Source organism: uncultured Alteromonas sp. (assembly GCF_963976965.1).
In the GTDB taxonomy this organism is placed as follows: Bacteria; Pseudomonadota; Gammaproteobacteria; order Enterobacterales; family Alteromonadaceae; genus Alteromonas; species Alteromonas naphthalenivorans.
The window spans coordinates 1-12979 of record NZ_CAXBMP010000010.1; the positions used below are offsets into that span (position 1 = coordinate 1).

A 12979-nucleotide genomic window follows, 5' to 3' on the forward strand; every position below is an offset into this window, starting at 1 on the left:
GATCACTGAAAATAAATATATTTAGCTGTCAATAGGGCCCTGCTGAACGGTTACACAATGACCGTAGCGGTGATCAAATACTTAGTTATTAGCCAACCCATATAATACCCTTAAATCTAAAAACCGATTGCCTATCGGTTTTTGTTGTGGCAATATAGCCAGCGAATTAAATAGAGTTAAGTGTTATGCAATTAGGTGAACTAGAAAAATTAGTGCTTCAACATTTCTGGAATGTCAAAGAGGCGGATGCAAAGCAAGTACATAAAGTACTGGGGTTAGCTCGTGGTAATTCGTTAAATACTATCCAAAGTACGCTTGATAGGTTATTTAAAAAAGAATTACTTAAACGCACTAAACAAGGCCATGCGTATTGTTATTCAGCCAGAGTAGATCGTGAAGGCTTAATTGCTCAACTTATTTCAAATGTAACCAGTGACTTTGTTGATGATGGTGAAAATAGCTTAATTGCTGCGTTCAGTTCTGCTTCGGCACAGCTTAATGACGAACAACTCGATACATTAGAAAAAATGATCGAGAAACAACGCCAGCTAAGAAAGGAACGGGCTTAATTATGTTAGTTGGAGATATGGCAATCGTTCTAAATTTGCTCAGTGTTTCAGTGCTTGCATTTGTGATCGGTATTGCAACTGTTGCTGTCGTATCTCGTTTTGTGTTGTTCAGACTCAAACAAGTCAGTTTTAATAGTCAAAAGTTTATATTGTGGTCACTAGTGAGTGCACCTTGGTGGATAGCCTTTTCTTGTATTGGTTACTTTATGCCTTACTCGTTAGGGTTTGATAAAGTTTTTAACATAAGCTGGTTCGAAGATTTTGCCCATTGGCACCATATCGATATTTTTAGCTTTTCAAGTTGGCACGCGTTAACCTTACTTTTAGCACTAATCTATTTAGCTTGGCGCGTAACTAAGACTACCTTTGTTAGAACCAAACAGTCCATCGCATTATCGAGTTTACTAAGCTTTACTGATGCACAAGGTGCTAGGACGACTAATGGCAATCAATATTTATTGATGCCTGTTAAAGTGCCTGTTGCCTTTACTACAGGTTTTATATCTCCCAAGATATATGTATCAACCGGACTACAAACCCAAGTTAGCGATGAACAACTTAATATCATCGTTAATCATGAACTGGCCCATGTAACGGCAAGAGACCCGTTATTTAAAGTGCTTTTCACGGCACTTGCCAGCTTCTATCCGTCACGTATAAAACAAACCCTAATCGAGCAATATGTCTTAATGACGGAAAAGATGGCCGACAATGAGGTCACAAAAGAATACGACCACCTTGATATCGCACAGACATTAATTGATGTCGCTAGACTTCAAAAAGCACTTCCTACGGACTGCGATCAGGCGTCTGTTAGCTACTTCGGACATGATTACACGAGTCTTCGTGTTGAGGGTTTATTAAATCCAATTAATAAACCGTCACTTACTACTATCATCATTACTCTAGCATTATTGGCAACTATGCCAGTACTAGCGGCATCCACTGTCGATAGTTTTCATCACTTTATCGAAACTTTTTTCATCCATTAATTAAGGATATGGAATGAGATTTAATTTTTATAAAAGCAACGGAAAAAAACCGATCGGCAATCGGTTTTTGGCTGTTGGTCTAGTTTTAACAACGGGGGCTGGTTTAGTAACATCAACTCCCTTTTTGGCTAATGCGCAGTCCCAGCAGCAATTACAGTCATCACATCAGGTTATAAATTTAAGCAAGGCTGTGACCATGACTCTACAAAGTCATCCTGAGCTAAAAGCCTTGATAGCTCAAGAAGCTGTGTGGCAAGGTAATATCGAGCAAGCTGGCATTGGAGAGCGTCCTCAAATAGGTTTAATGATTGAAGATGCGTTAGGGACAGGTGAGCATAGCGCATTACAAAGTATGCAATCAACGCTCACATACTCTTGGTTGCTTCAACAAGATCAAATTGATGGCAGAGTTAATGCGGCAAAAAGCCAAGCAAATGCAGTAATAGTAGAGCAAAAAATAAAAGCCCTCGATTTATCTGCGATTGTTGCTAAACAGTTTGTTGAAATCTTGATAAAGCAAGAGCGCTTGAAACTCAATCAATTAGCGGTGTCTCAGGCACAGGAAGTGGTTGACGCTATTGCCAAAAGAGTAAAAGCGGGTAAAAGTTCCAATGTTGAAATGCGCTTGGCTCAAGCCGAGCTGGTTCGAAGAAATCTCGCTGTAGAAGATTTAGAGCACGAATTAAAAGCTAGTCATTATCAACTGTCATCCTTATGGGGCAAGCCTCAGGCTGAGCTTAAATTAACTGGGAATTTAATGCTTAAGCCGGAAATTCCCTCGGTAGAAAGCCAGCTAATCAAGCTTAAGCAAGTCCCACAAATACAGCAGTTTGTTAATGAACAACGTATCGCTCAGTCTCAAATGGAGCTTGCACGCATTGAAGCAAAACCTCAGTGGCAACTCACTGCGGGATTGAGACGATATGAAGCGACAAATGACTTTGGTTTAGTAGCGGGTATATCTATTCCTTGGGGGAATGACAATAGCAATGCAGGAACAATAGCGGCCTTACGCGCAAAACAAGATGTACTGGCAACTCAGCAACAAGCCTTAATGCAGAAACTGGATGCACAGCTATATGTGCTATTACAAGAAATGGCGCATTCCCACCATGTCATTGAAACGATTCAAGCTGAAATTATTCCCGTACTAGAAACCGCATTGACTGAAGCAAGTCAGGCATTTGATATCGGTAAGCTTAGCTACAACCAGTGGAGTGATATACGTAGAGAGCTGCTCAGCGCCCAAAATCAGTTACTTGATGCTTATCAATCTTTGCATTTACAACATATTGAAATTCAACGCCTAACTGGCGTGCCCGTTAGTGATAGCGAGTAAAACCATGAGTAAATTTATGAAAAATAAAAATATTCTGTCGTCATTGAGCTTGGCGATTATTATCTCATTCACAGGTGTCGTCGCACCTAATGCTATTGCAGCATCAACACCTGCGGCAGAGCAAGCTGAACCAGAGAAAGGTCCACACCGTGGGCGCATGTTACGAGATGGTGATTTTGCCATTGAACTCTCTATTTTTGAAACTGGTGTGCCACCAGAGTTTCGTGTTTGGGCGACAAATGATGGACAACCTATAGACCCAAAGAATGTCGATTTAAACGTAAAATTAATTCGCCTAGGCGATGGCACTGATGATATTAACTTCAATGCTCAAGGTGACTTTCTTCGCGGTGATATGGTGATTTATGAGCCTCACTCTTTTGTTGTTGCCATTGAAGCAACTTATCAGGGTAAAAAGTACAATTGGCGATATGACAACTTCGAGGGTCGCACCACAATTGAACAGGCAGTTGCCGATGCAATGGAAATCAACACTGAAATCGCAGGCCCTGCGACAATTCATCAAACCATACCCGCTTATGGAAAATTAAGTTTACCTGTGGACGCTAAGCGAAACATTGCTGCGCGTTTCGATGGTGAAATCACCAAATTACACGTCAATTACGGTGAAATTGTTAAAAAAGGGCAAACGCTATTCACAGTAGAAAGTAATGAAAGTCTTAAGCCCTACGTTATTAAAGCGCCCATTAACGGTGTTATTACCCAGTTATTCGCAAACGCGGGTGAGCAAACTAATGGTAAAACCTTACTCACCATTACCAATCTTAATCGCCATATTGCCAAATTAGCGGTTTATCCTTCGGATTATTCCAAGGTTAAACTGGAAACGCCAGTTACGTTAAACATTGAAGGTCATGAGGACCCCCTTGTAGGTGAGGTGTCATTTATTGAACCTAGCGTGAGAGATGATCAGGCAAGAATAGTTTGGGTCGAATTAGAAGGTCGTAACCTTGCCGAAGGCGGCTTCGTAAAAGCTGACATTGAAGTTGCAACCATTGATGTGCCACTGGCTGTAAAGCGTGTTGGCTTACAAGGTTTTAGAGACTTTACTGTTGTTTACGCCAAAGTGGGTGAGCAGTATGAAGTTCGTATGCTTGAGTTGGGCCGCACTGGAGGCGAATGGATTGAAGTATTAGGTGGCCTAAAAGCGGGAACCGAATACGTGACCAACAATAGCTACATCTTAAAAGCCGACATTGAAAAGTCTGGCGCATCACACGATCACTAGGAGTGTATAAATGTTGGAGTCAATTTTACGCTTTTCAATAAAGCGCAAATTCCTTGTCATGGTGATGGTGTTAGCTGTGTCAGGTTTGGGTATATGGAATTTTACCAAACTACCGATTGATGCAGTGCCTGATATCACCAATGTGCAGGTAATGATCAATACCGAAGCGGCTGGGTTTACGCCATTAGAAGTTGAGCAAAGGGTAACTTTTCCGTTAGAGACCGCATTGTCGGGTTTACCGGGGTTAACCTATACCCGCTCAGTTTCTCGTTATGGCCTATCTCAAGTGGTTGCAATATTCAGTGATGATACTGATGTCTATTTTGCCCGTCAGCTTGTTAATGAGCGTTTATCAGCGGCACGCGCTGAGTTACCGCTGGGCTTAGAGCCTCAACTTGGGCCAATTGCGACAGGTCTTGGTGAAATATTCATGTTCACTGTTGATGCTGAGCCTGATGCTACACATGCTGATGGCACGCCTATTACACCAACGGATTTACGAACCGTACATGACTGGACAATAAGACCACAGTTAATGCGGGTGCCGGGTGTAGTAGAAGTGAACCCGATAGGCGGATTTGAGCGTGAAATATTAGTCGCTTTCAAACCTGAAAAGTTACTTGCTTTTGGGCTGTCACAAGCCGATGTGGTTGATGCAATTTCGCAAAACAACCAAAACCAAGGTGCAGGCTTTATTGAGCAAAATGGCGCACAGTGGTTGTTAAGGCTGCCCGGTCAGGTTACTGATATGACTGCCATTGGTAATATTCCGCTTAAGTCGCTTGATGGTTCATCAATTTATATAAAAGACGTAGCCGATATTGAAAACGGCAAAGGGCTTAGAACTGGCGCTGCTACACAAAATGGTCGTGAAGTGGTGATGAGTACGGTATTTATGCTTATTGGCGAAAATAGCCGCACAGTAGCTCATGCCGTGGGAGAAAAGCTCAAGGAAATTAACGCCACTTTACCAGAAGGTATAGTCGCAACTGCTGTTTATGATCGCACTAAATTAGTAGATAAAACGCTACAAACGGTTCAGCTTAACCTGATCGAAGGGGCGATATTGGTTATCGTTGTACTCTTTGTGCTACTGGGTAATTTCAGGGCTGCATTTTTAACAGCCTTAGTGATCCCATTTGCCATGTTGATGACAGTAACAGGTATGGTACAAACTCGCGTGAGTGCTAACCTGATGAGTTTAGGCGCGTTAGATTTTGGTTTGTTAGTCGATGGTGCCATTATTATCGTGGAAAATTGTCTTCGCAGGCTAAGTCAAGCAGGAAACAAACCTCTGCCGCTAAAAGAACGCATGGAACTCGTGTTCGAAGCCACAAAGGAAGTCATACGTCCAGCGCTATTTGGCGTGTTTATTATCACCGCTGTTTACTTACCCATTTTTGCTCTTGAGGGTGTTGAAGGCAAAATGTTCCACCCGATGGCGATCACCGTGGTTATCGCGTTACTTAGCGCTATGGTGTTATCGGTTACCTTTGTACCCGCTATGGTTGCCTTGTTATTTAAAAAGCCTGTGAAAGAAAAACATAGCCCAATAATTCGTGGTGCTACTGTTCTTTACAAGCCTGCTTTAAACTGGGTTTTAAAAGCCCGTTGGTTCGTTGTTATAGCCGCAACAGTATTAGTGGGTTTCTCAGGTTATCAGGCAACTAAGTTAGGTAGTGAATTTGCGCCTAATTTGGATGAAGGTGATATTGCCATGCACGCGCTGCGAATTCCGGGTACGTCATTGTCTCAAGCAATCGCGCTTCAGGAATCTTTAGAAGATAAAATTAAACAAATGCCAGAAGTTGAACGCGTCTTTGCCAAAATAGGCACTGCCGACGTTGCAACTGATGCCGTTCCGCCAAGTGTCGCAGATAACTTCATTATCCTGAAACCTCGCGAGTTGTGGCCTGATCCAGATAAGACAAAAACTCAAGTTGTAGAAGAGTTAGCCGCGCTAGTAGAGCCAATTCCGGGGAACCGATATGAGTTTTTACAGCCAATACAAATGCGTTTTAACGAATTGTTAGCTGGGGTGAGAGCTGAACTTGCGATAAAAGTGTTTGGTGATGACTTTGATACGTTGACTACGTTAGGCAGTGAGATAGAGGGTGCAATCTCTCAGGTTGAAGGTGCCGTAGATATACAAGTTGAGCAAACCACTGGTTTACCCATGCTTAATCTTGTGCCAAATCGTGAAAAACTGATGCAGTTTGGTATTAGTATTAGCCAAGTACAGTCTCAAGTGGCAATGGCTATGGGCGGTACAGTTGCAGGTAAGTTTTATCAAGGCGATGTGCGCTCAGATATTGTAGTAAGGCTCACAGAGTCCAAACGTAATGATATCGATTCAATACCTTATTTACCGATAACGTTGGCTGATGGACATACAGTACCACTTAAAGAATTGGTTGATATTGAGCTGATATCGGGTGCTAACCAAATAAATCGTGAAAATGGTAAACGTAGATTGGTAGTAACTGCCAATGTTCGTGGTAGGGACTTAGGTAGTTTTGTTGCAGACATACAAGCAGCCATTAATGAAAACGTTGAAGTACCTGCTGGTTATTGGGTGGAATATGGCGGCACTTACCAAAAACTGCAATCCGCTTCAGAGCGCCTGAGTATTGTTGTACCTGTCACTTTAATCATGATTGTTGGTTTATTAATCCTCGCCCTTAACTCGTTTAAAGATGCCATGATCATCTTTACGGGGGTTCCGCTTGCATTAACTGGTGGTATTGCTGCGCTGTTACTACGTGATATTCCGTTCTCAATTTCGGCAGCGGTTGGCTTTATCGCCTTATCGGGCATCGCCATCCTAAATGGACTGGTTATGGTGTCGTTTATCAGAGAACTGCGCAAAGATGGTTTGGCACTTGATAAAGCAATCTTTGATGGTGCGCTGACGCGTCTTCGACCTGTGTTAACAACCGCACTCGTTGCTTCATTAGGTTTTATTCCTATGGCGTTAAATACAGGCATAGGCTCGGAGGTTCAGCGGCCTCTGGCAACAGTAGTCATTGGTGGCATTATTTCGTCAACGATTTTGACTCTGTTTGTCATCCCTGCCTTATACAGAATTTTACATAAAGAAAAGGAGTCTATTTTGACTGATGTTGAAGTATTGGAGTCTCAAGATGCCAAGTAACATGATTAAAGTACTGACTTATCTGACGATTGCGCTGTTAGCGCTTGTCAGTATCGAAGCTTTTGCTCACGGAGTCGATGATAAAACCAGAGCATTTTTAGAGCAAAATAATGGAGTACAGTTTATCCCGTTTTTATATATAGGCGCTAAGCATATGATAACGGGCTATGACCACTTGCTGTTTTTAGTCGGTGTTATCTTCTTTTTATATCGTAGCCGTGACGTACTGTTGTACGTCACCATGTTTACTATTGGGCATAGTACAACCCTGTTATTTGGTGTGTTAAGTGACATACAGGTCAATGCTTATTTAATTGATGCCATTATCGGTTTTTCCGTAATTTATAAGGGCTTCGATAATCTAGGTGGCTTTAAGCTTTGCTTTAATTGGCAGCCTAATACCCAATGGGCGGTGCTGATTTTCGGTCTGTTTCATGGCTTTGGTTTAGCTACCAAATTACAAGAGTTTAGCCTAGCTGATGAAGGTCTTATTACCAACCTGATTGCCTTTAACTTAGGTGTTGAACTTGGTCAATTTGCTGCGCTCGCACTTATTTTGATCATGATAAATGCATGGCGAAAACTGCCTTCATTTCAACGCTTTTCGACAGTCACAAATACCGCACTAATGAGTGCTGGTGTGATGTTGATGGGCTTACAACTTGCTGGTTACTTTACCATTTAATCGATTTTTAACTTATAGAAATACAGAAATAAAAGAGAATTTTATGCAACATACAGTTAGTACCAAAACACTCGTTAAAGCGAGTATTTCAGCAGTCGTTGTCGCGGCTATTGCACTGGTTACCTTTATCTTACCAGCAGAGTACAACATCGATCCGACAGGTATTGGAAACAAGTTAGGTTTAACAGCACTTGCACAAGCGGCTGAAGTGGAAACAACGTCATTAGAGACAACTAAAGGCACGGATGAGTTTCAAACAATAGAAGTGACAGTCCCTGCGGGACGCGGCATCGAATATAAATTTTATATGAAGCAGCATGAAAAAATGACTTATGAATGGTTAACCGATGGTGTTCCATTGTACTTCGATTTACATGGTGAGCCAGAAGGTGACACAACGGGATATTTTGAAAGCTATGTTATTGCTACTACTAATGAAATGAAAGGTAGTTATACCACGCCATTTGAAGGCTCTCATGGCTGGTACTGGAAAAACAAATCAGACAAGCCAGTTTCAATACAGCTAATGGTCAAAGGGCAATACGAAGTTATTGGCCTTAAACAATAACGAATTTAACTTTACGAATTTCATACAAAATGGAGACTAAAATGAACAAACTAATATCAATCGTTGCGCTTTGTGGTGCCTTGCTAACTAGTAATGTACAGGCACATGGAGATCATGGTGTCATCAGCGGTCAGAAAGCTGTTAGCATCGCTGCAACACATATTCAAAAGATGACATTTAAAGACGCTGGTTTTGAAGTTGGTAAGTTAGATGAGTCATGGAAAAATATTGATAAGTCGCAACTTTCGATTGCTAGCGTTGAAGACAATTTCTACGTAGTTAGTGCATCTAATGCTAGCAACGAAGATAAGCTTTACTTCCAAATTGCAAAAAATGGTCAAGTTATAGCGGTTAAAAATAAAAACAACTTTTAACAAAATAAGAAGGCACCTTTTGATACATGAGGTGCCTTTGTTTTTGTACCAAGTCCGCTTTTGGCACAGAGCCACTGGTCGGCTCTAACTCATTTCTGTCCAAAAACGAGCTAGAGAGATCGTCCGATTTTCGCTCATAGTTGCTTGTCAGATAAGATGAGAACGAATTCTTCGAACCTGTAAGAGCAGATATGACTACCATAGTTAAACCATACATTCATAAATACTACATCAATAGAATGCGTAGTTATCTAATTGTCATGTCAAGAATCAGTAAAATTCAAATAATTGTAAGTGTCAGAAAGTTGTTGTTTTTTCGGATACCTGTTTGGTATGGTGTCAGAAAGTTATAATAATCGGACATGTATATGAGTGAAATTAAAGAAATTAGAAAGCTATCATTCGAAGAGTTAAAAGAAATTTTAAGAGATCCATTTAGAGTAATAGTGGAAGAAGGTAATACCACTCACATTTGCGAATATGGACAAGAAACTTATAAGGTACTTGAACGAGTGTCATTAAGTTCAGAGGCACACGAATTAATTAAGCATTTAAGTACTAACAACATTATTTATAAATCTAAATGGGGAAGGAATATAGTTTCGGATATTCCTGACTTTGCAACGTTCTATGATATTCATCGCGGAGATATCTATGGAAATCAAACAGATGATGAGTACGAGATAGCCGCATCTTTAGAGTTGGCTGAAGCTAGATAATATATGGAAGTTGGTTTTGTCAGAGTATCAACTCAAGAACAGGAGCTTGATATTCAACTTACTAAATTAAATGAATTTGGCTGTGAGAGAATCTTTCAGGGTAAACACTCTAGTACTTCAGTTAGGATGAGATGCTGAAAGGGCTTATTGATTATATAAGAGATGGTGACGAGGTTATTGTAACTCGTCTTGACCAATTAGGTCGCTCTTTAAAGTCTATTCTGGAAGCAATAGAGCATATCCATCGTAAAGGTGCAAATCTAAAAACCATAGATGTCTCACTTAATGTAAGCAGTGATAACCCTTTTTCAGTAGCGATAATTAACCTATGTGGAATATTCGCTCAACTAGAACGTGATCTTATCAGAAGCAGAAATGCTGAAGGCCGCGAAGAAGCAAAAGCTCAAGGTAAGCCTAGGTAGGTTACCAGTATTATATAAAAAAACAAGCTAACGATATAATGAAAACTATATCTAGAATCCATTTCTAACTTAGCAAAAAAGTACAAAGTTAGTCGTTCAACAATCAACCGAACGCTTAATCAAATTTCAGAAGAAGGCTAAGTACACATTTTTATAGATTGATTCCACTTGAACCTTCAAGTGGGGGAGCATAATGTTTTTTTAAATATTGAAATGGTGAGAATTTTAATTTTATTTGAGAGGTTTTGTAGTGAAAAATAGTTCGTTTTTAGCATGGATACTTCGTATGAACCTCATTAAGCGCTGGTCTCCTATGCACTTAATGAAAGAAGAAAATGTTGCAGAACATAGCCATCAAGTTGCTGTTATCGCTCATCTCTTAGCAACTATAAAAAATGTGTACTGCGGTGGTCAAATAAGTCCTGAGAAGGCGGCTACAATCGCTTTATACCATGAAGTTTCTGAAACTAAACTTCAAGATATCAACCACGTTACAAAATACAGCTCTCCAGCATTAACCGAGGAATTCAAGAAAATTGAAGATTTGGCTGAGATTGAGTGCCTAAACACCCTTCCCGAAAAATTAAAACCTCTGTTTAAAGAGCTGGTTATTCAGAAACAGGTAGATAAAGAATATAAGAAACTGGTAAAAGCGGCAGATGTTCTTACTGCTTATTTCAAAGCGTGCGATGAACTTAAATTCCATAACCCGGAATTCGTATCTGTTAAAAAACGCTTATCTGATAAAGTTGACGCATATAAAGAAGAAATGCCAGAAGTAGGTGTGTTCATGGATCTATTTGAACAAAACTGCTTGGCTAGTTTGGATGATCTATCTAGTTAAACTTGACTTTTGAAATTTGTATGTGGTAAATTGTATGTATAGCTTTTAGCTTAATGATATGTTTTATAAGGCTTCAAGCTTCCTTCCTGTATTAAAAGATACAAAATTGGTGTTCTCTTCCGAAAGGCGGATGGCCAATATCATGGGCTAAGCATAGGGTTTCAATAAGCGTAGCATCAAGGGCCAATTTACTGGCAATATCTGGAAACTTACCGCATAACTGCGCAGTAATACCGGTACCTATTTGCGCGGCTTCTAAAGAATGGGTAAGGCGAGTGCGATAAAAGTCACTTAGTCCAACCCCCAATACTTGGGTTTTGGCTTGTAAGCGTCTAAACGCGGCACTGTGCAGTACACGCGCTTTATCCCGCTGGTAAGGGTTACGATGGTCGCCGTCTCGTGAAACACTTCGCGGCAAGCGGCGAGCGTGTAATTCCTGTTCCCATCTTTGTACTGTCACTGCATGCATTCCTTAACATTCAACATTTATGCTAGCTAGATTGGTATTGTTAGACAAGTATCAACCTGTATTGGATTCTTCAGACACGGTGTCACTTAACGAAAGTGTTGGGTAGGGAAAACCGCCCGAATAACGTAAAAGAATTTTATCGTGCACAAAGGTTAATAACCTGAATGTCAGGCACTAAATAGCATAAAAATTCAAATAGATACCTTGATACTATTCACTAATACTATGTATGTCTAGCGCATAGTTTGAGTAGTATATAAAGCGACTATTTTTCATCAGCGATTTCATACAAGTAATCAACCATGGCTTCAGCGTGGTTCCGCTTAACCCTTAGGTTGGGCATTAGGCTCTGAGGCTTAAAATGTGGTGGGTCCATAATCCACTGGATCAGATTTTCTCGCGTGGTTGGCAAGGTACCGGCAATAAATCGTCTATTTACCATATTATTTAAGGGGGGACCAACATGATAGCTTGCAGATGCAATACCATCGATAACATGGCAACTAGAGCAGTTGTATTGTTGCATTGCAACTTGCCCAGAAAGTGCTTGTGTAGCACGAGGCTCTGCTAAGCTAGACTGCATAATAGCCGTTTCGTCTTGCTGGTTGGCAAGTACACTCTCGACACCCTCAATAGCGAAGTTATGGTCTGCCAATTGGGCATATTCAGCTTTTGACAATGTGGGCAACACCTTAACCAGGGCGACCAATTCCCATAATTCCTCTTGGGTTAAACGATATTTCCAAGCTGGCATACCCGACATTTTTATGCCATTTTCTATCACCCAATATAATTCAGCGGGTGAACGCTGGCCAGCCACGCGTACAATAGCACTTGGTGGTGGCATCATGCCAAGCGAAAACGGCTCGGGTGCAACACCGGGTGCGCCATGGCATGCAATACAATGTCGCTGGTAGTTTTTCAAGCCAGACCTTTGCCAGTCAAACAGGGTTAAATCTGGAACTTGCTCGTCTACCCGGGCATCTACCGCTTGAATACGTGCATGTTCTAGAAACTTATAAACCGGTGTCGTGTGTCCGGTCAGCGCGGAAACGTTGTACACGCCAAAATAAACCAAACTAAATATCACAGCAGCTATGAGCGCCAGTACAACGCCTGCTAATGAATAAAATCGCTTGTTGAGCTTAATATTAATCGTTTTAGTCATGGTTAAAAATCACTCTTTGAACAAATAATCCGTGATGTGACGAGCTTCTTGTTCAGAAATATCGGGCGTAGGCATGGCAGTATCACTGTGAAACTTTTTGGGATCGAGCAGAAATTTCGTCAAATTCTCGCGGGAATTTGGTAGTACACCAGCTATATAACTTTGCGAGGCCATTTTGTCTAACGGCGGCCCTACTAATCCCTTGGCGGCAGGCAATTTAGTTAATTGGTGGCAGCTGCTACAGCCTTTGGTGATCATAAGAGTTTTGCCTTGCTCTAGCTGCGCATCGATGGACTGCGCACTGATGGGGAAAGCCCAAATACCGAATGTAATAACTATCGCAGCACTTAAGGAGCTAGAAAACGCGAGACGTAAACTCGAAAAAGTGGTCAAAACACAAGTGGACACGTTTAACTTTTGCAATTCA

13 protein-coding genes and 1 pseudogene are annotated in these 12979 nt (G+C 41.1%); 11 read left to right on the forward strand and 3 right to left on the reverse strand.

Annotated elements, in window-relative coordinates:
* Positions 1-185: 185 nt before the first annotated feature.
* The 11 genes from AAC006_RS09630 to yfbR all read left to right on the forward strand — a co-directional run bounded on the left by AAC006_RS09630 (position 186) and on the right by yfbR (position 10915).
* Positions 186-569 (forward strand): BlaI/MecI/CopY family transcriptional regulator, encoded by a 384-nt coding sequence (locus tag AAC006_RS09630; RefSeq protein WP_028834938.1) that lies wholly within the window; start codon positions 186-188, stop codon positions 567-569.
* A 2-nt stretch (positions 570-571) separates the two neighbouring features.
* Entirely contained in the window at positions 572-1561 is a 990-nt protein-coding gene (locus AAC006_RS09635; protein ID WP_126873597.1) for a M56 family metallopeptidase, read from the forward strand.
* A 13-nt stretch (positions 1562-1574) separates the two neighbouring features.
* Complete coding sequence (locus tag AAC006_RS09640; protein ID WP_126873595.1) at positions 1575-2900, forward strand: TolC family protein; 1326 nt, start codon at positions 1575-1577, stop codon at positions 2898-2900.
* 16 nt (positions 2901-2916) lie between these two features.
* Positions 2917-4149 (forward strand): HlyD family efflux transporter periplasmic adaptor subunit, encoded by a 1233-nt coding sequence (locus AAC006_RS09645; RefSeq protein ID WP_126873594.1) that lies wholly within the window; start codon positions 2917-2919, stop codon positions 4147-4149.
* A gap of 10 nt (positions 4150-4159) precedes the next feature.
* Entirely contained in the window at positions 4160-7303 is a 3144-nt protein-coding gene (locus tag AAC006_RS09650) for a CusA/CzcA family heavy metal efflux RND transporter (RefSeq protein WP_126873592.1), read from the forward strand.
* The gene (locus tag AAC006_RS09655) at positions 7293-7988 is read left to right on the forward strand and encodes a HupE/UreJ family protein (protein WP_126873610.1); all 696 of its coding nucleotides are present in this window, start codon (positions 7293-7295) and stop codon (positions 7986-7988) included. The genes AAC006_RS09650 and AAC006_RS09655 overlap by 11 nt, the downstream gene beginning before the upstream one ends.
* 43 nt (positions 7989-8031) lie before the next feature.
* The gene (locus AAC006_RS09660; RefSeq protein ID WP_126873590.1) at positions 8032-8556 is read left to right on the forward strand and encodes a hypothetical protein; all 525 of its coding nucleotides are present in this window, start codon (positions 8032-8034) and stop codon (positions 8554-8556) included.
* 41 nt (positions 8557-8597) lie between these two features.
* Positions 8598-8930 carry a DUF6488 family protein gene (locus tag AAC006_RS09665; protein ID WP_126873588.1) on the forward strand — a complete coding sequence of 111 codons (333 nt, stop codon included), beginning with the start codon at positions 8598-8600 and terminating at the stop codon, positions 8928-8930.
* A gap of 368 nt (positions 8931-9298) precedes the next feature.
* The gene (locus tag AAC006_RS09670) at positions 9299-9649 is read left to right on the forward strand and encodes a hypothetical protein (RefSeq protein ID WP_126873587.1); all 351 of its coding nucleotides are present in this window, start codon (positions 9299-9301) and stop codon (positions 9647-9649) included.
* A gap of 131 nt (positions 9650-9780) precedes the next feature.
* Complete coding sequence (locus AAC006_RS09675; protein ID WP_126873584.1) at positions 9781-10071, forward strand: recombinase family protein; 291 nt, start codon at positions 9781-9783, stop codon at positions 10069-10071.
* A gap of 250 nt (positions 10072-10321) precedes the next feature.
* On the forward strand, positions 10322-10915 hold the full coding sequence (gene yfbR / locus AAC006_RS09680) for a 5'-deoxynucleotidase (protein ID WP_126873583.1): 594 nt from the start codon (positions 10322-10324) through the stop codon (positions 10913-10915).
* 118 nt (positions 10916-11033) lie between these two features.
* On the opposite strand, the pseudogene AAC006_RS09685 reads toward yfbR, so the two are convergent.
* The 3 genes and pseudogenes from AAC006_RS09685 to AAC006_RS09695 all read right to left on the reverse strand — a co-directional run.
* Positions 11034-11375, reverse strand: a pseudogene (locus tag AAC006_RS09685) (HD domain-containing protein); the annotation flags it as partial.
* 274 nt (positions 11376-11649) lie between these two features.
* A complete protein-coding gene (locus tag AAC006_RS09690; protein WP_013784323.1) occupies positions 11650-12552 on the reverse strand; it encodes a c-type cytochrome in 903 nt (300 codons plus the stop codon).
* A gap of 9 nt (positions 12553-12561) precedes the next feature.
* Positions 12562-12975: a c-type cytochrome gene (locus AAC006_RS09695; protein ID WP_126873582.1), complete on the reverse strand. Its 414-nt coding sequence runs from the start codon at positions 12973-12975 to the stop codon at positions 12562-12564.
* Between the last annotated feature and the right edge of the window lie 4 nt (positions 12976-12979).